Annotated in this window: 21 protein-coding genes; all 21 read right to left on the reverse strand. The window is 54.2% G+C overall.

Going from position 1 to position 23,632, the window contains the following annotated elements; translation table 11 throughout:
- Positions 1 to 7: 7 nt before the first annotated feature.
- Positions 8 to 889 (reverse strand): alpha-1,2-fucosyltransferase, encoded by an 882-nt coding sequence (locus tag OEL49_RS03110; RefSeq protein WP_287873978.1) that lies wholly within the window; start codon positions 887 to 889, stop codon positions 8 to 10.
- Positions 882 to 1,616, reverse strand: coding sequence for a glycosyltransferase family 2 protein (locus OEL49_RS03115; RefSeq protein ID WP_287873979.1), 735 nt, complete (start codon positions 1,614 to 1,616; stop codon positions 882 to 884). Before OEL49_RS03115 ends, OEL49_RS03110 begins: the two co-directional genes overlap by 8 nt.
- 3 nt (positions 1,617 to 1,619) lie before the next feature.
- Positions 1,620 to 2,594 carry a GDP-mannose 4,6-dehydratase gene (locus OEL49_RS03120; protein WP_287873980.1) on the reverse strand — a complete coding sequence of 325 codons (975 nt, stop codon included), beginning with the start codon at positions 2,592 to 2,594 and terminating at the stop codon, positions 1,620 to 1,622.
- Positions 2,591 to 3,694 carry a glycosyltransferase family 4 protein gene (locus OEL49_RS03125; RefSeq protein ID WP_287873981.1) on the reverse strand — a complete coding sequence of 368 codons (1,104 nt, stop codon included), beginning with the start codon at positions 3,692 to 3,694 and terminating at the stop codon, positions 2,591 to 2,593. Before OEL49_RS03125 ends, OEL49_RS03120 begins: the two co-directional genes overlap by 4 nt.
- Before the next feature lie 372 nt (positions 3,695 to 4,066).
- Positions 4,067 to 5,809 (reverse strand): DUF6311 domain-containing protein, encoded by a 1,743-nt coding sequence (locus OEL49_RS03130; RefSeq protein ID WP_287873982.1) that lies wholly within the window; start codon positions 5,807 to 5,809, stop codon positions 4,067 to 4,069.
- 267 nt (positions 5,810 to 6,076) lie between these two features.
- On the reverse strand, positions 6,077 to 6,526 hold the full coding sequence (locus OEL49_RS03135; protein ID WP_287873983.1) for a GtrA family protein: 450 nt from the start codon (positions 6,524 to 6,526) through the stop codon (positions 6,077 to 6,079).
- Positions 6,523 to 7,239, reverse strand: a complete 717-nt coding sequence (locus OEL49_RS03140; protein ID WP_287873984.1) for a class I SAM-dependent methyltransferase — start codon at positions 7,237 to 7,239, stop codon at positions 6,523 to 6,525. The genes OEL49_RS03135 and OEL49_RS03140 overlap by 4 nt, the downstream gene beginning before the upstream one ends.
- A 2-nt stretch (positions 7,240 to 7,241) precedes the next feature.
- Positions 7,242 to 8,279 (reverse strand): glycosyltransferase family 2 protein, encoded by a 1,038-nt coding sequence (locus OEL49_RS03145; RefSeq protein ID WP_287873985.1) that lies wholly within the window; start codon positions 8,277 to 8,279, stop codon positions 7,242 to 7,244.
- 159 nt (positions 8,280 to 8,438) lie between these two features.
- The gene (locus OEL49_RS03150) at positions 8,439 to 9,041 is read right to left on the reverse strand and encodes a class I SAM-dependent methyltransferase (protein WP_287873986.1); all 603 of its coding nucleotides are present in this window, start codon (positions 9,039 to 9,041) and stop codon (positions 8,439 to 8,441) included.
- Between the two features lie 28 nt (positions 9,042 to 9,069).
- Complete coding sequence (locus tag OEL49_RS03155) at positions 9,070 to 10,254, reverse strand: glycosyltransferase family 4 protein (protein WP_287873987.1); 1,185 nt, start codon at positions 10,252 to 10,254, stop codon at positions 9,070 to 9,072.
- Positions 10,255 to 10,435: 181 nt separating this feature from the next.
- Complete coding sequence (locus OEL49_RS03160) at positions 10,436 to 11,527, reverse strand: FkbM family methyltransferase (RefSeq protein WP_287873988.1); 1,092 nt, start codon at positions 11,525 to 11,527, stop codon at positions 10,436 to 10,438.
- A 9-nt stretch (positions 11,528 to 11,536) separates the two neighbouring features.
- Entirely contained in the window at positions 11,537 to 13,168 is a 1,632-nt protein-coding gene (locus OEL49_RS03165) for a hypothetical protein (protein ID WP_287873989.1), read from the reverse strand.
- A 1,002-nt stretch (positions 13,169 to 14,170) separates the two neighbouring features.
- A complete protein-coding gene (locus OEL49_RS03170) occupies positions 14,171 to 15,067 on the reverse strand; it encodes a CatB-related O-acetyltransferase (protein ID WP_287873990.1) in 897 nt (298 codons plus the stop codon).
- 145 nt (positions 15,068 to 15,212) lie between these two features.
- The gene (gene pseI / locus OEL49_RS03175) at positions 15,213 to 16,268 is read right to left on the reverse strand and encodes a pseudaminic acid synthase (RefSeq protein ID WP_287873991.1); all 1,056 of its coding nucleotides are present in this window, start codon (positions 16,266 to 16,268) and stop codon (positions 15,213 to 15,215) included.
- Positions 16,261 to 16,791: a UDP-4-amino-4,6-dideoxy-N-acetyl-beta-L-altrosamine N-acetyltransferase gene (gene pseH, locus OEL49_RS03180; protein ID WP_308806122.1), complete on the reverse strand. Its 531-nt coding sequence runs from the start codon at positions 16,789 to 16,791 to the stop codon at positions 16,261 to 16,263. The genes pseI and pseH overlap by 8 nt, the downstream gene beginning before the upstream one ends.
- The gene (gene pseG, locus OEL49_RS03185; RefSeq protein ID WP_287873992.1) at positions 16,784 to 17,923 is read right to left on the reverse strand and encodes a UDP-2,4-diacetamido-2,4,6-trideoxy-beta-L-altropyranose hydrolase; all 1,140 of its coding nucleotides are present in this window, start codon (positions 17,921 to 17,923) and stop codon (positions 16,784 to 16,786) included. The genes pseH and pseG overlap by 8 nt, the downstream gene beginning before the upstream one ends.
- Entirely contained in the window at positions 17,884 to 18,582 is a 699-nt protein-coding gene (gene pseF / locus OEL49_RS03190; RefSeq protein ID WP_287873993.1) for a pseudaminic acid cytidylyltransferase, read from the reverse strand. Before pseF ends, pseG begins: the two co-directional genes overlap by 40 nt.
- Positions 18,583 to 18,634: 52 nt before the next feature.
- The gene (gene pseC / locus OEL49_RS03195; RefSeq protein ID WP_287873994.1) at positions 18,635 to 19,795 is read right to left on the reverse strand and encodes a UDP-4-amino-4,6-dideoxy-N-acetyl-beta-L-altrosamine transaminase; all 1,161 of its coding nucleotides are present in this window, start codon (positions 19,793 to 19,795) and stop codon (positions 18,635 to 18,637) included.
- A 2-nt stretch (positions 19,796 to 19,797) separates the two neighbouring features.
- On the reverse strand, positions 19,798 to 20,796 hold the full coding sequence (pseB, locus tag OEL49_RS03200; RefSeq protein ID WP_287873995.1) for a UDP-N-acetylglucosamine 4,6-dehydratase (inverting): 999 nt from the start codon (positions 20,794 to 20,796) through the stop codon (positions 19,798 to 19,800).
- A 10-nt stretch (positions 20,797 to 20,806) separates the two neighbouring features.
- Positions 20,807 to 22,582, reverse strand: coding sequence for an ABC transporter ATP-binding protein (locus OEL49_RS03205; protein WP_287873996.1), 1,776 nt, complete (start codon positions 22,580 to 22,582; stop codon positions 20,807 to 20,809).
- Between the two features lie 64 nt (positions 22,583 to 22,646).
- Positions 22,647 to 23,618 carry a UDP-glucuronic acid decarboxylase family protein gene (locus tag OEL49_RS03210; RefSeq protein WP_130459311.1) on the reverse strand — a complete coding sequence of 324 codons (972 nt, stop codon included), beginning with the start codon at positions 23,616 to 23,618 and terminating at the stop codon, positions 22,647 to 22,649.
- Positions 23,619 to 23,632: the final 14 nt, after the last annotated feature.

The following is a 23,632-nucleotide window of genomic DNA, read 5'->3' on the forward strand; positions in this document are numbered from 1 at the left end:
GGGACGGTCACCGACGCTCCCAGCTTGGCGGCAGCAGGTCCCGGGCATCCTTGTCGGAAGTCAGGAACCAGCGCGACGGAGCGATGACCCGCTTATCCGCCGCCTGGCCCAGCCAGGCGCCCCACCAGCTGAGGGAACTGTTGGCAATGACGAAATGCTGGCAGGCAGCCATCAGGGCCAGGTCGAAATGGGCCTCGGCGGGACCATTCACATCCACCACGGTCATCGGACAGGGGAAGGCCAGGGAGCCTCTCACCCACTCGGGATCGTCGGAGAAGACAAAGCAGTGGGGACGGGCCAGGGATGCACTCAACTCCGCCACGCCCTGCTGGTAGTAATCCACCGGGCAGACGCCATGCACCTTGGCCGCCACGGGATTGCTCAGGTAGTCGCCGCGACGAACGTGCACACAGATGGCATCGCTATTGCCGATGGCCGCCAGGATCGGCTGGCAGGAGGCGGGCAAGGGCTGGCGCAGGGAAAAGTCCTGCAACAGCGGCTCCCGCAGTTCCCGGAAGTAGCGCTCGCTCTGCCAGTAGCCCTCCAGGAAAACCGGGGCAGCCAAGGCAGCAAAGGCCGGCACGTAATGAAAATGGGGTTCCCGGAAAACCGGCGCCCCCATGATCCGGGGCGCCCAGCGACGGCTCAGGCGGGACAACTGGGCCTGCATGGCCGGAGGCAATCGGGGCCAGGCCCGCTCCAGGCTGGCGGCGATGTGGAAAGGCGCCAGGGCAAAGTGCCGGTCGCCACGCCCCTGGAACCAGGACAAGTCCAGGGACAGGGGGTGCCCGAGGCGATGGGCCAGGGCCCGGCCGGCCGCATACTGGAACATCTGGTTGCCCAGGCCACCGGAGAGGCCGACCACCACCGGCTGCATTGCCTCAGCCATGCCGTAGCCCACCCACCAGGCCCTTGCCCCAGCGATACATGCCGGCGACTGCATTGAGCGCGAAATAACGCCACCCCAGACGCTGCCGTCGCACCTGATCCAGTTCTGCCTGGGAGCGGGCCACGTTGCCGGAAGCTCCACCGCGTTGGTGCATGGCCGTGACGACGGGCAGCACATGGAACTTCTGTCCCGCCAGATGGGCCCGCAGGAAGAAATCGTAATCGGAGACGATGCGCAGGTCTTCACGGAACGGCCAGCGCAGCAACAGGTCCCGTGCCACGAAGGAAGACGGGTGGGGGATGGTGTTGAAAAAGGGCAGCCGGCGCGGGACAGCCACCAGCACTTCGCTGGGTGAGCGGGCATCTCCCACCAGGGTGGTGGCGCAGACAATGCCGTGCCGCCCTTCCGCCAGCGCTGCCATGACAGCGGGGAAGCCGTCGGCCACCAGCTCGTCGTCACCGTTGATGAAGAGGATGTACTTGCCCCTGGCCAGGGCCACGCCCTTGTTCATGGCGTTGTAAATGCCGCTATCGGGCTCGCTCAGGCAACGGTCCACCAGGGCGCCGTGCTGACGGACTGCCTCCAGCGTCCCGTCGCTGGAAACCCCGTCCACCACCACATACTCGATACCGTCGCGTTTGACTGCCTGGACCGAGTCCAGGGTACGGCCAATGGTGCCGGCACAATTCTTCGTCACCGTGACGATGGTCAGCAGAATTTCAGACATGACTCAGGACTTTGCCGCAATGATGTCCTGCTCGGCCCGCACCAGATTGCCGATCAGTTGCGGGAACGCCACCGTAGCCTGCCACCCCAGTCCGTTCAAGGCCTTGGCGGGGTCTCCGGCGCTGTGAGCGATTTCCGAGGGACGGAAGAGGGATGGGTCGATATCCACATGGTCGTGCCAATCCAAACCCAGTTGGGCGAAGGCACTGGCGACAAAGGATTCAAGGGTATGGGGCTCGCCGGTGGCGATGACGTAGTCTTCCGGCTGCTCCTGCTGCAGCATGCGCCACATGGCATCAACGAAATCCGGCGACCACCCCCAGTCCCTGGCGATATCAAGGCGACCAAGGGAAAGCTTTTCATCGGAACCGGCGGCGATGCGGCAAGCAGCCGCAACGATCTTGCGTGTGACGAAGCGGGCCGGCCGCAACGGAGATTCGTGGTTGAAAAGAATGCCGTTGCAGCAATAAAGGCCGTAGGCCTCCCGATAGTTGGCGATCAGCCAGTGGGCGGAGGCCTTGGCGACGCCGTAGGGACTGCGGGGACGGAAGGGGGTCATTTCATTGGCCCTCTCCCCCGGCAGAACATCACCGAAGCATTCGCTCGAACTGGCATGATAGATACGCACCGGGCGCCCCAGGAAGCGCACTGCTTCCAGCAGGTTGAGGGTGCCGAAGGCGATGCTCTCGATGCTCTCTGCCGGCTGATCAAAGGACAGGCCCACCGAACTCTGGCCGGACAGAAAATAGATCTCGTCCGGCTCGGAGCGGGAAAGGGTATTGAGCACACTGCGGAAGTCGCTCTGGGCCATGGAAAGCACCTGAACCTGCTGCCGGATGCCGAGACGCTCGAGATTGGAAAAACTCGACATCTGGGCATCCCGGGAAGTCCCCCAGACCCGATATCCCTTGCCCAGGAGCAGTTGGGCCAGATAGGCGCCATCCTGACCGGAGACGCCGCAGATCAAGGCTTTTTTCATAGTAGCTTCCGGTAGATTGCCTCGGTTTCACGGGCGCACTTCTCCCAGGTGAACTGCTGATAGCGGGTCCGCCCTGCGGCAACCAGGGCACTACGCCGGCTGGGAGACTCCAGCACCGCCTCCATGGCGGCGAGCATGGCCTCCTGGTCCAGCGGATCAAAACTTTCCGCCGCATCGCCGACCACTTCCGGCAGGGAACTGCTGTTACTGCAGATGACCGGGCAGCCGACCGCCATTGCCTCCAGGGGAGGAATGCCGAACCCCTCATAGAGGGAGGGATAAACAAAGGCGGCAGCCTGCTGATAAAGCGCCGCCAAGATTTCATCGCCGCCGCCCATCTGCACCACCTGGTCGGGGCCCAGCCCGGCATCGGCGATCATCTGGCGCTCGGCAGTCTGCAACGGGCCACCGCCAAAGCAAAGCAGGTCGAACTCCTGGCGCAACCGCTGAGAAAGGGCAAAGGCCCGGACGAAACGCTCAAAGTTCTTGTATCCGCCACGAGCCCCCACATAGAGGAGGAAGGGGCGGGCATGGTACTGCCGGCTGGGGGTGACGGCTTGCACGAAATCCACGTCTACACCGAGATAGACCACGGAAGTCCTCTCCTCGGGAACACCACAATAGCTCACCAGATCACGGCGCGTGCTCTCCGATATACAGATCACATGATCGGCACGGTTGGCGGCTGCGCGCTTGGGCCGAGTGGTTCCTTCGCTATTGACGAAGAGATCCGGGTAGCGCTCATGAATGAGATCGTAAACCGTCAACACACGCCGTGCCCCATTGGGCCGGAAATCGTCTTCACAATAATAGGTTTCATGGACGACATCGGGCTTGAACCGCACCATCTCGCGCCGGGCCATGAGCTTGCTGGCGAACATGACCGGCCGCAGCAACTTCGACGGTAGCCGGGACAATGCCCGCCCCCGGGACAGTTCATTCCCCAGTCCGGCCAGATTGCGATTGACATGGAGGGGCGCAAACACCTGGGCCGTTACTGCCGGCATGGCCGCCAGCTCGCGCACGAGACTGCACAAATAGCGAGAAATGCCGCCATATTCCTGCAGCAGAAAAACCTGCTGGTCAAATGCAATCTTCATCGGAACAATTCAAAACAAGGCATGTTGAACAAACCCAAGAGGCTAACCGAAACAAGTAAAACTCCCAAACCAATTTCAACGCCCCGAATTGACTCTCGTCAGGTACGACCGTCATACAGTTCATGGAAAAACTAGAACAATCGAAACTCGAGAAGGCTTATTCTTAGGCCACGCTGAGCAAGACTTGCTGGGATCAGCCCTAAAACAGGAGTCCCGATGTAAGAACAGACTGCGACTTGCCTGAGAGGGAGTCACAGGTACAGGACACCGGTTCGCCCTGACTCAGAGGCTCCTCATGGTCACAGACCTGATTCCGCCGGGGATGCGACGATAGCATTACCTTGGGGGGACCAGCGTATATGCCGCGCGAGGTCACTGTTCTTTTCCGACAACGGTGTCCAACTCATGAAGAGACGATACGGTCGGCAGGGACACACTCAAGCCCTTGGAGATAAATTCTGGCGAGTAAATGAAGACTTCACTGGAAAGAACAAACATTCGATCCTCTTCACTCATGGACGGAATCACGCGGATGGCAAAATCCCTATTCAGGAAATAAATGCTGTCTCCCGCCAAACGCCCACCACTCTGCAGGAGTTCATCCGCTTCCTTGGCTCTAGCGGCATAAACAGCATCATTACCCCGAGCCAGATAGACAACATCTGTAGGCGTGTTTGTAGAGATCGCCAAGTTGCCGAGATGATCCCAATCCTTCATGGCATTTTTAGCCGGAAGGGCGCGCAGTTTGGAATAGGCCGAAACCAAAGACACCACCTGTCTATCCGAATAGATCGACTGCGGCCACTCTGACGAACTCAAGGAAAAGTTCTCACGGAACTGTCTCCATCCTGCATGGGTATCTGCAACCTGAAGTACGGCAGACAGCGCCAAGAAAGAAACCCCCACCGCACGTGGATAGAATCTAAGTATCAGTCCAACACTGGTCAGCAAAAGAACATAGAAGACTGGCCAGAAAAATCTGCCTGAGGCCCGCATAACATTAGCAATTTTGATTAAGAACTTCGGCAACCATACATCCACGCTAAAACTACCAAAACCAATGTGGTTAGTGACAGCAAAAACCGTAAGCAATAAGCAGGCAACGACCAATGGCTTAAACGTATTTCTCAATAGGAGATGCCTGTGCTTGACTGCTGGGGCAAGCGCTAGCAAAAAGATCAGTATTCCGCCGAGCCCAAGATAGTTGAAACCTTCATAATCTCCAGCCCCTTGAGGCATAGGGGGGATTACATAAGACCATTGATCAGAAGCAACCGAGGCAACTCCGTGAGGATTAAACAGGCCGAGCAGGTTAAGTCTATGAATACCGTATCCACCACTAAGATAACTGCTACGTAGTGGGAAAAATCCGGCCAACCAAAGCACCCCTAAAGCAGAACCAAAAACAATCAGAATTTCTGGATAAAACCTCCTCAACCGGACGCCGTCCGCATGCGCACGCTTATAAATATTGCCCCCCCAAATCGGCAGGATCATTGCAAAGAGATAGGTATGAATCATTGCTGAACAAGCGATTAGGAGTGCCCATTTAAAAGCCTGAACCCAACCCCGGCCAGTCGAACTAAAATACATGCAAAGGGCAATTAGGACCAACCAATGAGCAACTAGTGCAAAATGCCCCCATAACCGAAACAACATGGGCGGGGCAAAAACAAAAATAATTGCACCTAAATAAATAGCCAAAAGGTCATCTGAGATAACGCGGAGAAGCCTGATGGAAAAATAAGCCTGCAATAAAAAACAGGCGAAAATCCACCATCCTGAATACTGAAAAATTGGCGGAAGCACTCCGGCAAACAGCTTCAGGCAGATCGCCACCAAAGGCACGGAGTCGGAAAAAATTATCGAGCTTGAATACTCCAGCCCATAATTTGGATTCAACCCGGGAGGCCAGTGCCACCCATCACTCCGGTAGAAAACCCAGCCCAAATAATGGGTGGTTGGATCCCCTCCCGTCGCCAGCCAACGAATGTTTGCAGTATCCAGAACGTCAAAACCGGCAACCAACCAGAAAGCAGTCACACCGAAGATAACGGCAACAATCGTGTCAAACCAGTGACAGTTGTTGATTCCACTTTTTGTATTCATAGTCATACTCAATGCTCTCCAGCCTGCCATGCTTGCTGCAAGCCAGATAAAAGACCAGCCGTCTTTCGGGCGGAGCGAAACAGTCCCTATGGTTGCAAAAACTACGCCATCTTGTTCATCTTCGCCTCAAACAGCACGCTCAAGGGCCTCATTTCTCGACTACGGTGCCAAGCCTAATGCTGCTCGACAGCAGCACGCCCTTCGCATATCGCTTTCAAATAGCACGGCGTGACAGCCTCGTACACGGACGTTGCGAAAATTGCCTCTCCGCCATCACACCGACTGCTCCGACTGGTTAACGCGGAATCCCCAAAGCCGGCTCGCTAGGAAAGTGACCACGGGAATGACTAGCGCAGCAACAATTGCCGAAACCGAAGGTGGCAGCCAACCGGTTTTCAAAAATCCGGCCAACAAGAGTGTGTTCAGGACAAAGGCCACAGCAGAAATCACAAAATAACGACGCATAGCCTGCCCGGGGTGGCCTGGTTTTTGAAACGTCCAGCGGTAATGCCCACAGAATGCAAACCCAAAGGCCGAAAGAAATGCTATCAAGTTAGCCTCGAGAGGGGGGAAAAGAACCCTTTCGATCAGCACCCAAACGACAGCGATATGGATGATTGCCGCGACGGCGCCAACGATCGAAAAACGGATCGCTAGAAACAGTTCGCACAGCAGGCTGGCAGGCAGTCTCCGCGGAGGAACTCTTTCCAACGCCACCTTCATGGCCGTTCGGCCATACAAAACACTGTAAGACCCGCAAGCCGATTGATCGCCATCAGTGGCAATTCCGCCTTGCACACCAATGCCAAGGTACCGTTGGCAAATGCACTATGCCGCTTCAATTGAGAACTCGCAGTACCAACACCAGTTCCCAAGCAACGACTAGCGAGCCTCATTGCTGCTGCCATGGGAAACACGAGGCCAAAGTAATAGGCACTTTTCGTTGGCAATAGTCCAGCACGCTTAACTACGTCATCCAATTGGGCCAGCGTATACCGCCGCTTATGCTCGAGAAACTCGTCGTGTCCGCTCCACAAAAATTGAAACGCAGGCACCGATATCAGAAAGCGAGCGCCACTTGATACTTTTCCGACGTATTCGGCCAGCAACCCAACATCATCATCAACATGCTCAAGCACATCCATAAGCAACACTGTATCTGCATTACCCCTCTCAATAGAGCGACGGTAATGGATTGGTTTCCCCTGCTCATCGCCATCGTGCTCAACTGAATATCCGATATCAACGCACCAAGCTTCTTGAGCGCCACCGTGGGCGAGGAGGTACCGAGAAAAAAAACCGGACCCTGCACCGACGTCGAGAACTACCGAAGGGGGCTCATCTCCCAGGAGGCGCATGGCTGCCAAGGCCTTGGATTTGTAATACCAGTGTTTTCCAATGCCATCTCCAAGGATCTCTGTTTCTTTAAGGTCCATCTTCAATCCTTAGGCTCATAGATTTGACGCACAAGAAAAACTGGGCGGCGCTTTGACTCGACGTACGTTCGACCGACGTATTCGCCAATCACACCAATACCGATGAGTTGCAATCCACCAAGAAAGGTCACTGCCACAAAAGCAGACGCATATCCGGGAGTATCAACACCGAAAAACAGGACCCTGGTGGCGATATAGATCCCATATAGAAACGAAACTAAGGCGACGGTAACACCAAGGTAGGTCCAAATTCGCAATGGAACAGTACTAAAACTGGTGATTCCTTCCAGTGCAAAGTTCCACAACCGCCAGCCACTGAACTTCCCATCTCCTGCTACCCGCTCTGGCCGCACATAATCGACGAATGCCTTACGAAATCCAACCCAGGCAAACAAGCCTTTCATAAAACGCCTGGATTCTGGCAGTGCTTTTAGGGCATCAACTACGCTACGATCCATTAACCTGAAGTCACCAACATTCTCAGGAATTTCAGGCTCGGAGATCCAATTGTGAATCCGATAAAACCACTTGGCTGTCACACGCTTGGCCAATGAATCCGACGCCCTATCAATCCGACGTCCGAGAACGACATCGTATCCACTTCTCCATTTTTCCAGCATGTCTCGAATCAACGCAGGAGGATCCTGCAGGTCTACGTCGATCGGAACAACCACACGACCAGTCGACATTTGCAGGCCAGCAGAAAGCGCGGCCTCTTTGCCGAAATTACGGCTAAGGTCGACGACACGAATTCGCTCATCTTCTGCTTGGCACTGCAACAATCGCTCAAGCGTGCCATCTACGCTGCCATCATTAACGAAAATAATCTCCAGCCGAACGGACTCGCCCTCAAACACTTCATTTACTTTCGCGAGGAATAGGCCGACTGTTTCATCCTCGTTATAAACGGGAACGATCAGAGACAGATCTACGATAGGGCAAGCCGAAACACTCCGATTTAATGCATCTTCTGACATCAAATGATTAGTTCCATGCATAACTACAAACTCTTTCACCGAAAGTTGGAGAACAGCACTCAAGTTTTCTTTGCGTAGAAAGACTTGACATTAAACGCCAAGAGAGTCAAGCGCATCCAACTTCCAAACGTTGAGTCTCCGGTTGTTTCCGGGCTGCCGCAAAAAATGCGAATGGGCTCACAGAGCACGGATCATCAGGATTTCTCAGATGCAAAAACATCTTCATCGCCAAGCGACGAGCAAAACGTGCCCCACGTGACAAAAACTTCGAGGTTGTTCTCTCAGCACAGTATCTGCCACAAATATTGCAGAGCCCATCGGCTGAACCTCCTGGACATCGAAACCACACTTTGCTAGCACATACTTGAGCCCTGTAGGAGTGTAACGACGGTAATCATGAGGAATTTCATGAAATCGATACATGAACGGCACAGAGAGCAATAGCAGCCCACCATCTTTCAGTATTCGACGAAGCTCAGCCAACAACGCCAAATCATCTTCGACATGCTCAAGCACATCGAATAGGCATACCACATCGAAAGTCCCTGACTCGAAGGGCAACTTACTCGCTTCACGAGTCAAAACAACATCAACGGTACCAAATCGATTTTGTTGTAGATCACAGGCAACTGTTTGTGCGGAAAATCTAGAAAAAAACGACTCAAATGGTCGCTCACCACACCCAAAGTCCAGCACCTTAGTCCCACGTAAACACTCACCGTATCTATTCAGGTGCCCGGTTAGTGCTTGGTTTAGCTCCCGGTAGGGATCATCAAGGTACGGTTCATAGCGCCGTGCCTGTCGCTGCATGACGGGATTGTTCATCATAGTCTCCTGTATGGCAGGCAACGGTTTAGGCAATGCTTCCGGTACAGTCAGTACTTAACACCTGTCGAAGATGGCTTTCGAGTGCAGCCTGATGGTGCACCAAGCTGTGATGTTGCATAACGGTCTGTCGCGCCTGGACTCCTAAAGCAGGAGCCATTTCCTCATAGTGCGTTAGAAGTTCGTGCAACACATGATTGAGATTCTGTTGGCTGTCATATTGATACAGGAGAAGGTTATGTCCATTGGAGACCTCACCTGCCCCCCCGCGTCCCGTGGATATTACGGGGAGACCTGCCAGCATCATCTCGATCTGAGCTATACCAAAGGGCTCTTCCCAAATCGACGGGAAAAATCCAACGTCATACTCCGAAAGGCCGCGCAACAAGGAAGACCTTTCCACATTTGTCATAACCGATACAAAATCGCCAAACTGCTCGCGCAACGAAATATCTTTTCCTGTTCGACTGAGTCCGAAAACGTCTAGCCTGACATCGCGTCCCGAGGAAAGGCGGTAAGCACGGAGCGCTTCGCATAGGAAGAAAATTCCCTTATGTGGCTCTATCTGTCCAATGAACACTGTTTTTATTTTCTCCCCCAAGCGGTAATCTCGCTTTTCAGGGATATCATCAGCCCGCAAGTATGGATAAATTACACTTGAACAGGTTGGTGACAAATTCAATTGCTGGCGAGTGAAACGAGAAATAAATACTGCGTTTCGAACCTTTGGCCTTACGTTACTCCACATCGATGGCACTAGTCTCCGAAATGAAGTGAGAGTCCTTTTAACAGTGCGTTGATATGCCATAACAGACCAATCCATAAAATGGAAGGTCGCAGGCGGTGCATCTACGCAGTCCAGCACTTGGAGCAATTTCCAGCCCAACCCATAGAGGTTCCAGAGATAAACCACTTGCGGGCGAATCCTAGTGATAGCTTCCCCCAACCGCTCAAGGTTATGCTGCTGGACTGTATCAAACGGTGACACGATATGCGGGCTTCCCCAATTATGATGCAGTTGCATCACACGCTCGATCGGGTAGGACGCGGCCTTGTCACTAACTTTGATGCTCGGCTGAATACCGAAATCAGACGTCAGGACGTGACACTCATGCCCGGCGGCAATCAACATATCTACCGTATCTCGACAAGCCAGTTCATAGCCACCAATATGCGCGGGCGGAAATAAATTAGAAACAAACAGGATCTTCATGCTTATGACATTGCCCTTCACGCAAGACAGGCCCACCGATAGTATCTAGTAAGCGCGTGATTACTGAACCGCATCTACACTGACTCTGCTACTGCCAAGTTAAATCAACGAATAGCCACTTGGTGAAAAGTCAGTACCAAAATCCACAAGTGCGCCGCTCCCATCCCATGGATGGCACGCATTATCTAATGCCCTTACGCTCGTCGTTGTCGTAATAGTTCTGGTTAAGATGGCGATAATGGGCATCGTCAGACATCCTAGAAACCCGACTAGCAATGGCGCGACGCACCTTAGCCAAGGCCCGTGCCCAAATTGAATGCGCAGACTGAGATAGGGGAGCAAAATCACGGCGACGAACATACTTGGCACTCAGCGCCTCGAATGACTTGTCGTCAATGAGTGCTGTTTTGTTGAAGTAATCAAGCAGGGCCAAGGCGAAGTCCGAATACCCAAGCACACTGGAGAGTGCAACGACCCGCTCGATGCCACTGGGACTACTCCGCAACTTTCCCCAGTACGAACAGGAGGAGGACAACGCGGGATCGCGAAAATAAATTGCATCAGCAAAAATCACCTGCCCACGGCTTTCAACAGGTTGTTCAGAGGCTCGCTTCCACCAATGACGATTCAGGTCGAAGAGCGAAAACCCCTTGCTTCTAAGATAGGCATCGATATCACCAAACAAGGGTTGATCCGCATAAATGGGAGAAAATTCAACTTCAACGGCGACACCGAAAACACCATCAAGAGTCTTATCGCCACCACGCAAAATCTCCAGTTCAGATCCCTGAGTATCAAGCTTGATGAAATCCACCGTGTCAACCCTCTCCTGCTGGCAGAAATCGTCCAAGGGAATGCAGTCCAGATGAACTTTGGCCTCGACAGAGAAAGCCTCCTCACTCAATAACCGCGAAACGGGGAACTGGGAGAGTAGGTCTTTGTTGGGCAGATAGAAAGAACTGAGGCGACGATCCTTGTATAGGTACAGAGCTCTTTTTTCTCGACGTTCAGCCAAGGCCGTTGGGTAGTACCGTGCGGTCACTGCGGCACCATTTTCCGCACTTCGCTGATTCAGGACATCGCACTCATCCTGATCAGGTTCGAAGCCAACTACTAGAACCGGATAGCGAGCTTCACGCCAAACACTTTGAACACCATTTCTTGCTCCGACATCAAGCACTACAATCGGAGTAAGGGAACTAGGCAAATTCATCAAACGACCTTTCTCTTTGACAGTAGCCTCACCCAAGCGCTGGGAGATGAAACAACGCAAATAAATTCATTAACTTTCACTATCAGATAAGATCCCAAATTCGCAACCGTAATGGGTATAGTCCATACGAAAATCACCGGAAGTCACAAAGGCTCGCAACCCAGAAATGATTTTGTCGTGCTTTGCAGGGGACCATTCAGCCAACCACTCTCCATAAACAGGAGGAGAAAACTGTTGCCGATAACCGCCCAGTTTTTTGAGCATCAAGTCGAAATGGTCAAAAAACAGATTATTTGTATTAAACACATGGCGCATAAAATAATACTGAAAAACCTCATCTTTATTGATAGACAAATGCAAAGAATCGAGATTCATCAGCACCCGCCGATATTCATCGACGCTACAAGTGTGAATATTGAACCTGTAGGCAATATGGGGATTATTTGGAGAGTTATTGACAACCGGAATACCTAAGGCCGCATATTCAAAGCCGATTGTGCCATAAACAGTCAGAGCAACATCAATGCCTTCTGCAATGATCTGCAGATGGGAAGCATCTGATGGCAACAAAGAGAAACGAGGAAAACGCCGAATGAAATCCTCGATTATCTGGCGAGTTCCCGGCAAATAATCTGGATGAGTCTTGATATACCAATCATAATCAGTTTTCTCTGATATCTCGCCGAGAAAACTTAGCCATTCATAGAAATCGGGAAAGACATTCTTGCCATAAGTGTGAGGACTGTCGAAAAAGCAGTGCGTCGCAATCAGAACTTTCTTGCGCGAAGACTCCTTGAGTAGCCGACCATGGCGTGCATTACCGTAGGCCGACTTGGTGGAATAGGACATATCCACCCCCACCTCTCCGGCAAAACGGCGCTCGATCCTGCGCCTAGCCTCTGCCAAACCCCATTGCCTGACATTGCTCGGCAATTTCTCGAAACGTTCAGGGAAATAGTGAAAGTCATTGAAGGCAAAGTAGTTGTCTGGCCGCAACCGATACAAATGCGTGGAATTTGCCTGAAAGCTAGGCACGCCCTGCTGCACAGCTATCCGCAGAGGCATTGCAAGGTTGTAGACACAATGGCTAACGTTCAGCCCACGAATCTTCTTTTGTTTAAAGAAATCCTGCCAGTAGACGAACAACTCGACCGACTCGCGGAAGAAGGCAATAAATTCGGGGTTATAGAGGTCGACGGTCGGCCGACTAAAACGGCGCAGGTAAGTGTCGTAGATTAGATCACCGACCCAGACACCATTAATATGCAGGTCTTCCAGGTCAGACTTGCTGACCAACCGGGGCAACACTTCCCGAACGACCTCCCCTGCTCGCCTGCGTTGCGCAACATCTGGATGAATGGCAACAAACCGCACAACTCCGAATGAGGCATAGATTCCGAAATGCCCACTGCCAAGCCAGGCACGCAGGCGGAATAGCAAGCGCTGCGGCCAACTGTTGAGGGGCCTTGGGTTATAGGCCCAAATTTCGGCATCACTGTCTTGCGATAACACATTAGCCAAGTAGGAATAGGGGACATGGCAAGATGCCATATCGTTAAGCTCCACTAGGACAATGCCGCCCGCCCCACCTCGATTGGGAAATACCCGGCGGTTATGGCGAATAAATTCCTTCCCGTAGACACTTTGACCCATGCTCCGGAAAAACCGGATTCCTCGTTCATACCATTGCTGCAAATTCATAACTCGTTAACTTTCCCTGCCATATCCGCTACATACGTGATTTTATAAAGAGATGGCACAATACAGAAGCCTCACGGCAAGCCACCCACAGCATAGAAAAAAGCCCCCCACAACCACATCAGTCGCTATTATCTACTGAAACAGCCCTAACGTTCTGTCCAAGTGAGCCACACCTCCTCAGAGGCCGCCGCGAGGGGAAGTTTCCAGAAGCGCCACGAAATCGAGAAAAATCACTAGAAAGCAATCTATTTCTGAGAAAAGACAACAAACCAAGAGGAAGTACAAAACATCAAATGCGGCATCAACCGCACAGCAAGCTATCAAAGGACATTTATCGTATGCTCACTGAACATCTCTCAGACAAACAACAATAGCAAGCCATTGGCGATAGCAGGCGCATTATTGACGTAGCGCACGACCTACTCGAAGGATCGTAAAAACTACGGAGCCCCCCTAACAAAACACTAGTTTCGACGATTCGCTATGAAACAGTTGGGGTTAGGCTTTTTTGCCCCACAGTACCCCGCATCACGGTCTCGATGACATGTGATCCGAAAAGCAGCGCATTCACGGACATCGTGCAGCACCTATTTTTAGCCAGATCCGAGCAGCAAAACCAACTGCATGATGTGAATGCGCAACATCGCGCTCAACGGTACGATGAGCACCCGTATCCCATCTTCAGGCAAAAATCTCATTAAGCCCTCCGGACAGGGCACAGCAAAACCGTTCCAACCTCACCGGATGTCGCGTTAGCGATCTACTAGCTGATGTCGCCTCCTCGCATCTCGACAAGTTCGATTGTTTCGTCGACTTTAACCGTTCCATCACCCTCATAACGATTGCACTGCCAATTTCTCAATCCCGCTACTTAATACTCACTTATGCAGACATCCTGAACGAGCATCTGCACCGAAGACATGACCTCGGATCGTTAGGTTGCCTTGCAAGAGTCAAGTCAGACCGAGCCACTCCGGATATCAAATCGACGGGGATTTGACGCTAAGGAACCAAAAGATCAGCAGGATCTCCGTTGAATGTAGCCAAATTTGTTGAAAACAGTTTTTTGTTTCGCTGCAGACGTTCGTTGTTCCAATTCCACCACTTCATATCGAGTAATGAAGCAATAACCTTGTCTGGGAAACGGAATTTTTTCAGCTTGGCCGGGACTCCTGCATAAACACCGTAAGGTTCAGTATCCCCCCGAACCAGTGAGCGCTCAGCAACAACACAACCATCAGCTACTCGTGCGCCAGAAAATATACGGACATCTCGTCCGATCCAAACATCGCTACCTATCGAAATCCCGGTCTTCTGTGACTCAATTTGGTCAAATGAAATATCCATAGACAAACCATCACCCTTACACCGCCTTTCTGATGCAAAGTTGGTCATCGATGCGTATTCATAGGGATGAAGGTCAGCAGACGTATTCAAGTAAAGGCCTTCCGCAATCGAGGTAAACGCCCCGATTTTCAGGAAATCCTTACCACGTAACAAGGAGTGGCCAGAAAGATAAGTCTGTCTTCCTATTTCAATAGGAAGATCATCTGGAACCTCCACCTTTCCAAGGTATGCTTTGCAGTTATCTGCAGAAAGCACCCAACCGAATCTCGAATCAAAACTCACAGCAGCTATAGAACGCACCTCATTGAATGCGGAGAAACTTACGCGAGACAAATAATACTGAGTCACCTTCTTGTACAAATTTCTAAATTCATTTAATTGCGCCACGCTCCAACAATGCGAATTTTCAAACCCCCCAAACCGATAAATCCATTCTTTCCCTGCCAAGGTACGGACCCACGTATCGTTCACGAAATTCAAAAACGAAATATCATCTCTCTCATAACCTTGAGGAACAACTGCGCTTGTCTCTACCAGATGATTATTTAACACCACTGCAGTCCGATTTAATTAAGGGGTTAATCGCAAAATTTATGACCGACACACATCTCCGAACAACGAGGAACACCTTCCGATCCAATTTCAAAATCTGGCGCTGCTACGGAATGCGAAGCATGGATTTCCACCCTTGCCGGAGTTACTCAAAAGAGTCAGGAGTTACAGGCGTATTTCTCAAAACTTGACGCGTGACTCGACGACCAATGATGTCATCAAGAAATTTTGGCGCCAGCCCGAAGCCGGGGCGAACGCTGCGAACAGCATCCGCGCCAATTATCTCGCCAACATCAAGATCCCTGACATAGTACAAGGAGCGGCGAAACTGGGCATTGCCCTGCTCGCTGGACTTACGCCCGTAATCCACCCGCCCCAGGGCCTCCCATGCTGTACGCGCGCCCTGGCACAGCGCCGCCAATTCCGGCGGCTCCAGGGAAAAGCTGTCATCTGGACCGCCACCAAGGCGGTCCAGAGTGAAGTGTTTCTCGATGATGCAGGCCCCCAGCGCCACGCTGGCAATGGCGGTCGTGTTATCCAGTGTGTGATCCGAAAGCCCCGTCACCAGACCGAAACGCTCCATCATGTCGGGGATGGTCCGCAGGTTATAGTCCGCCGCCGGCGCGGGATAGCCGCTGACGCAATGCAGGATTGCCAGTTGCTGGCAGCCCCCTTCGCGGGCGGCCGCAATGGCCTCGGCGATTTCTTCCGCATCGGCCATGCCGGTGGAAATGATCATCGGCTTGCCGGTCGACGCCACATAGCGGATCAAGGGCAGGTCGACGGCTTCGAAAGAGGCGATCTTGTAGGCAGGTGCGTTCAAGTCTTCCAGCAGATCCACCGCAGTGGGGTCGAAAGGAGTACTGAACACGGTGATGCCCAGCTCCCTGCCACGCTTGAACAGGGGCGCATGCCATTCCCAGGGCATATGGGCCTCTTGGTACAGGTCATACAGGCGACGCCCATCCCACAACCCGCCCTGAATGACGAAGCCCTCGCTGCTGCTGTCTAGGGTAATGGTGTCAGGCCTGTAGGTCTGCAGCTTGACGGCGTCGGCCCCAGCCTTCTGCGCTTCCTCCAGGATACGCAATGCCGTTTCAAGGCGGCCATTGTGATTGGCGGAAAGCTCGGCAATCACATAAGGGGGAAACGTGTCACCGATGGCACGACCATCGATACGAATGACTTCCTTACTATTCATCCTCTGCACTCTCTGTTCTGCAACACCACTCCTGCTCCAAGAGACCAAAGCAGATCAGGTCATGGTATTTGCCGTCAATCTGATACTGCTGCCGCAACACTCCCTCCTGCTGGAAGCCAAGGGATAGGTGAAAGCGGATGGAAGCCGTATTAAAGCCCAGCGCCTGACCACACACCTTATGCAAAGCCAGGGAGTGAAAGGCGTACTCAAGCGCAGCAGCCCCCAACTGCCTGCCGGAACCACGGACGGCCTCCGGTGCAGTATAAAATCCCCAGTCGGCCGCCCCTGCCTTTGAGACACCGGAAAAGCCGACGAAACCAAAAGGACCGCCCTCGTCTTCAGCAATCAGCAGGGCACGGGATGCATCGGCATGAACTTTCTCAAACCATGCGCGATGCTCGGCAAGAGTTATTTCATGCTGGGTCAGCATAAATGTCCGCACCTCCGGAGAGTTCCGCCATACCAGGACCCGTTCCAGATCACCCTCATCCATGGGGCGGACAGTGCACTTCGATTTAGACATCGTTATCGGCAATTATTCTGGCCATCCTATCGGCGCCGCTACCATCGGTTATCTGCAGGCACGCTTCCCGCATTGCCGCATGCTGCTCAGGGCATAGAATCTGCGAGAGCTTCCCGGCGAAGTCACCATCGGAAAAGTCATTATCCAACAATAGGGCCGCACCTGCCTTAACCAAGGCAGAGGCGCCATCCCGTTGATTGTCGGCAAGAACCATCATCAAGGTCGGCAGACCAAGGCAACAGCGCTCCCAAGCACTACCTCCTGCGGCGCCGATAGCGATATCACTGTCAGCCACTAAGTCAGCCATATTGGACACTCCGACCAGAACCCGGGTGGCACAGGGCATTTTTGCGGCCATTTCCTCAACGATCCGGCTCCATGGAGCATGGACTCCCAGCACCACGGAGATGGTAGAGCCCTCGGGCAAACCACGATGAGCCAAAGCGTTAAGCATGCGGGTCGTGATGTTGTCCCGATCCACCCCCCCCATAGCAATCAGTATCCGGGGAGCCTCTCCGCCATATCGACGCACGACACCGAGAGCCCTCCTAGCGGCGAAATCCGGCCGAAGCAGGGCAAACTGCGGACCAACGAGCAGCCGACATGACGCAGGCACCAGGGAAGAATAATCCTGCGGCGAACGACCAAGGTTCTGGTCAAGCAGTACGGTGCAAGAATGAGGACGATCAGCCAGATCATCAACCACCATCAAGTGACGGCATGAGGACTGAAGCTGCGATTCCCACCGGGCGTCCAGTCCATAATGGTCGACCACCAGCCAATCTACAGAACCGGCCCCCAACGCGACTTGGGTTTGTTGTGCATCAAGAGCCCAGTCCGCCCCCAACCAGGAGAGGTGGGACGTAGAGGGATGAGGCAAGGGAGGCTCTTCCCGGTGACAACCTGGCAAAATCCGGACAGGGAAACCTGCGGCGCGCACAATTTCGGTCAAATTACCCGGATGCTCCCGGGAAATAAAGAAAACGTCGCATCCGAGAGCGCGCAGAGAGCCGGCCAATGTCAGGCAGCGCATGACATGGCCGGTCCCGATGATTAGGGAGGCATCGACGCGAAAAGCGACCCTCGCTGCGCTCATGCAGCCATAGCTTGTTGTTGCGCCCTGAACATCCATTCGGCACGCTCCCAATCCTCAGGCGTGTCGATGTCTTGGACGCGGTGGCGCGGCAGAATCACTGGCGCCGCGTCCTGGGAAAAAATTGGTTTTCCGGCCAGCCAAGCATCGGCCCTCCCCCAATAGAATTGACCAGCATCATGAAATGCTTCTTCCAGATCCTGGGAGCGGGTGTGGAAATGCTCAGGATGGAACATTTCCACTCTGTGTTCCTTGGTGATGCGAATGGCCCGCTGAATTGGAAAGGCAAAACTGGTAACAGAGAAAGCGTAATCCGCCCCGGTATTCAGCAGTGTCTGAAAACCTGTTTGCAAATCCTGCGCATGCACGAACGGTGCCGTCGCGTAGATGCAGCAAACCTGGTCCGCCGCTTTCCCGTTGGCCTGCTGCCACTGAACAGCGTGGGCAATCACAGGAATAGTGCCTGCATGGTCCCCCGAAAGCTCGGCTGGCCGAAAGAAAGGCACTTCCGCTCCCCAATCCCGTGCAACGGCGGCAATTTCTTCGTCGTCGGTGGAAACGATGATGCGGTCAAAACAGGTGCTCGCCAATGCCGCCTCGATGGACCAGGCAATCATCGGTTTGCCACAAAAGGTCTTGATGTTTTTCCGCGGGATGCGCTTGCTGCCCCCACGGGCGGGGATGACGGCGAGTCTCATAGATATTCCAGGTTCATGTACAGCAAATGACTGACAGCTTGCCCCTTCCCGGTCAGCTAGCCAGGGCCTCACTCAAGGCTTGAACAACCGCATCCTGGTCGTCCAGACTCATTCCCGGGTAGAGAGGAAGGCTGATGGCTTGCCGATAGTAGTCTTCAGCATGGGGGAAATCCCCCTCCCGAAACCCCATGTCCCGATAGAACGGCTGGGTATGCACGGGAATGTAATGGACATTGACACCGATTCCGCGACTGCGCAAAGCCTCGAAGACCTGCCGATGCCGCTCCGGCGACACTTCTCCCTGCAAGCATGCGATATAGAGGTGGAATCCGGAATAGCCGTCCGGATGCTGCCACGGGATGGAAACCGGCAGAGGGGCGAGAAGCGCATCATAGCGCCGGGCCAGTTCATGGCGACGAGCCACATAGGCATCCAACCGCTCCAGCTGGCTCACCCCAAGGGCCGCCTGCAGTTCGGTCATCCGATAATTGAAACCGAGGGCCACCTGTTGGTAATACCAAGGACCGTCAGGCTCGTGGGTCATTCGTGCCGGGTCCCGGGTGATCCCATGGCTGCGCAGCAAAGCCATCTGCTCGGCCAGGGAGGAGTCGTTGGTGAGGGACATCCCGCCTTCGGCCGTGGTAATGATCTTGACCGGATGGAAGCTGAATACCGTCACATCGCTAAAACGGCAGTTACCGATGTACTCATCCCGATATTTCCCGCCGATAGCGTGAGAGGCATCCTCAATGATCCTGATGCCGTAACGGCTCGCCAGCTCATGAATCGCCGCCATATCGCAAGGCTGTCCACACATGTGGACGGGCACCAATATCTTGGGCAGACGCCCGGCCTTTTCCGCCGCCGCCAGCTTCGCTTCCAGTGCCCGGGGGCACATGTTGAAGGTGCGGGGATCGATATCGACAAAATCGACCTGGGCGCCGCAATACAAACCACAGTTGGCAGAAGCGACAAAAGTTATGGGGCTGGTCCACAACCAATCGCCAGGCCCCAGCCCCAACGCCAAACAGGCAATATGCAAGGCCGAGGTAGCGCTGTTCACTGCAACGCCGTGGGCAGCTCCGACATGAGCGGCTACCCGCTCCTCGAAGCGGGGGACTACGGGCCCCTGGGTCAGGAAATCGGAGCGGAGAACCTGAAGCACCGCCTCGACGTCCCGGTCGGTGATTTCCTGGCGTCCATAGGGAATCATGGTCAGATGTTCCCGATCTTTTCCTGGTTGATGGCAATCCAGCGCTGCAGTTCCTCGATTCCCATCCACTCCGAATTATTGTCGCTGGTGTAGCTGAAGCCTTCCGGCACCTTCTTGCCATCCTTGATCCGGCCTGCACTCAAATGCCAGTTATGGATTGCCGGGAGTATCTTGAAATGCTCAGGGTATTCATAGGAATACAGGGCATCTTCTTCGCTGATCATCTGTTCGTGGAGCTTTTCCCCCGGACGGATGCCGACATATTCGAGACTGGCATTGGGAGCGATGGCCCGGGCCAAATCAGTCACCTTCATGGACGGAATCTTCTTGACGTAGATCTCGCCGCCCTCCATATCGCCGAAGGCGTGCCAGACCAGTTCCACCCCTTGCTCCAGGGAGATCATGAACCGGGTCATACGTTCGTCGGTGATAGGCAACACGCCCTTGTCCTTGATGGACATAAAGAAAGGGATGACCGAGCCGCGGGAGCCCATGACGTTGCCGTAGCGAACGACGGCGAAACGGGTGTCATGGCCACCGGCATAGGAATTCCCGGCAACGAACAGCTTGTCGGAGGCCAGCTTGGTAGCGCCATACAGGTTAACCGGACTGCTGGCCTTGTCGGTGGACAAGGCCACCACCCGTTTCACCCCCTTGTCGATGCAGGCATCGATGAGGTTCATGGCGCCATTGATATTGGTTTTCACGCACTCGAACGGGTTGTACTCGGCTGTCGGCACGATCTTGGTCGCCGCTGCGTGAACCACATAATCGATGCCATCGAGAGCCCGGTACAAACGCTCCCGGTCACGTACATCGCCGATGAAGAACCGGACCCGCTCGTCTCCGCCAAATTTCTTGGCCATTTCCCACTGTTTCATTTCATCCCGGGAAAAGATGACGATCTTCTTGGGGTTGAACTTGGCCAACGTCATCGGCACGAAAGTGTTACCAAACGAACCGGTGCCCCCAGTAATCAGGATCGAAGTATTTGTCAGCATGGTGCTTCTTCTAGGAATTGGAGAGGATGTCTCGATAGGAGCCTACGCGGGCTACCTGCCCCTTGCGGAGCTCGACGATGATATTGCAACTATTAAGCGTATTCAGGCGATGTGCAATGATGAGCACGGTCGTATCGGCACCCAAGGCCTGAATCGATTCCATTACAGCCCGTTCGGTCTCATTGTCCAGCGCGCTGGTGGCCTCATCGAAAACGAGGACATCGGCACGCTTGTACAGGGCGCGGGCAATGCCGATGCGCTGCCGCTGGCCGCCGCTTAAACGCACTCCGCGCTCCCCGACCCGGGTATCAAATTGCTCCGGCCACGACTGGATGGTATCCAGCAGTTGGGCCCGCAAAGCCGCCTCCCGGACACGTTCCATGTCTATCTCATCGACAGGGACGCCAAACGCTATATTGCTGGCGATGGAACTGTCTGCCAGGAAAACGCTCTGGGGCACATGGGCGATATGGGCTTGCCAGCCATTCCCGTTTTCCGCTCCAATGACCACCCCATCCACTGCCAGCGAACCTGAGGTTGGGGACAACAGTCCCATCACGATGTCCAGCATGGTGCTCTTGCCGCAGCCGGTTTCCCCCATCACCCCGACCCTGCTGCCCTTGGGTATTTCGAGCGACACTCCCCGGAGTACCCAGTCCGATTCGGGGGAATAGCGGAAGTACACGTCATCAAGCCTGATGTTCCGCTCGAATACCAGGGGGGGCACATCACCTTGCCGCGCATGTTCGGGCATGGGCTGCTCAAGCAGATCCAGCGTGTCCGCCAGGGATGCCTGATTGCTTCGAATGGACGACCAGGCCTGGAAACACTGCTGCAGCAGAGGCAACAGACGTTGCGCTCCAAGCGCCAGGGCACCCAGGACCGGCATGGCCGAGACAATCCCTCCATCGCCCTGCGCCAGGTTGTACGCCAGGGTTGCAATCAGCAGCATCCCCAATGCCTCCATGGCAAAACGGGGGCTTTGGGCAATGAAGGTGCTGTTGATCTGGGCCGCGCGCATGGACAAATCCGCTTTCCTGAAGGCGCCGCAGTACACATCCTGGGTCCTGTCGATCAGGACATCGCGAATCCCCCCAAGCCCCTCCTGCAGCGACTTGATCACCCTTCCTGCCTCGTCCGCCACCAGGCGGCTGTTACGGAACAACCGGCGATGGGTCAGCTTGATCACGCCACCGTAGATGACGCCGAATCCTGCCAGTGCCAGCAAAGAGGTAAACGGGTCCACTCCGATCAGGGTGACCAGTATCGCGGCAACCAGCGTGGCGGTACTGACGATGGTGACCAGGGGCAGGATCACGTAGCTGCTGATTCCGCTCGCCTTGCTATAGACGCCGTTGATGATTTCGCTGCTGTTGCGGCTGGTATGAACGGCGTAAGGCTGGTACAGGGTCCGCCGGTAGACATCCAGAGCCAAATCTGAACCGATAGCATAGGAAATGTTGGTCTGCACCCAAACCAGCAACAGCCGCATACAGCCAGCCAGCACAATCGCCACAGCGAACAGGAGCGTAATGGGCAACAGCAACTGCCGGGGCTCCACCAATCCGAACAGGGAGGCGAAATACTGCCCCAGAGGATGATTGAAGACTCTTTCAGGCCCTGTCAGAACCGCCAGAAACGGGAAAATCGCGCCGATACTGACCATCTCGGCCAGGGCAACAACCATCATCAGCAGGATGAGAAGGAACAGCTGTCGCCGCTGGCCCTGGCCGATATGGGCCCACAGACGGGACAACAGGGGAAAGAGGGAATTGGCTGCGGCCATAGGCTAACGGAATCTGAGACTGCAACGGGACGGTTCAGGCATTGAACCTCCGCGTTGAGTAATATCAGCCGGCATCTTCAGTCGAGAGAAATTTGTCGAAATAATCGATCGTCTTGCGCAACCCCACTTCCACTTCAGTTTTGGGCGCCCAATCCAGCAGTTCACGCGCCCGGCTGATATTTGGCTGACGCTGCTTCGGATCATCCTTCGGTAGAGGGCAATTGATCAAGCGGGATTTGGCACCGGTCATTTCGATCACCATCTCTGCCAACTGACGAATCGTGAACTCTCGGGGATTGCCAATATTCACAGGCCCCGGACAAACCCTTCCCGGTACATCCATGTACCGCAGGAAGCCCTCTACCATATCGTCTACAAAACAGAAGCTGCGGGTCTGGGAGCCGTCCCCGTAAATCGTGATGTCTTCCCCACGCAATGCCTGTACGATGAAATTGCTGATCACCCGACCATCGTTAGGATGCATGCGCGGGCCATAGGTATTGAAAATCCGGGCAATCCGGATATCGATACCGTACTGGCGGTGGTAATCGAAGAACAGGGTTTCGGCGCAACGCTTCCCCTCGTCGTAACAGCTGCGGGGGCCAATGGGATTGACATTCCCCCAATACTCTTCTGACTGGGGATGCACCACCGGGTCCCCGTACACTTCACTTGTGCTAGCCTGAAATACACGCACATTGAGGCGGCGGGCCAGCTCCAGCACATTGATTGCGCCATGCACCGAGGTCTTGATCGTTTGTACCGGATCATGCTGGTAGTGCACCGGGCTGGCAGGGCATGCCAGGTTGTAGATTTCATCAACCTCCAGGCTGATGGGATTGGTTACGTCGTGGCGGATGAATTCAAAGCGAGGATGGCCGAGCAAATGCTCGATGTTCTGCTTGATTCCCGTAAATAGGTTGTCCAGACAGACAACTTCATCGCCACGGGCAATCAGGCGCTCAACCAGGTGTGACCCCAGGAACCCTGCTCCTCCAGTCACCAGAACCCGCTTCCGAATACTATAGCCACGCATACAACATTCCTTTA

This window comes from Azospira sp. (genome assembly GCF_030247495.1).
GTDB classification, from domain to species: domain Bacteria; phylum Pseudomonadota; class Gammaproteobacteria; order Burkholderiales; family Rhodocyclaceae; genus Azospira; species Azospira oryzae.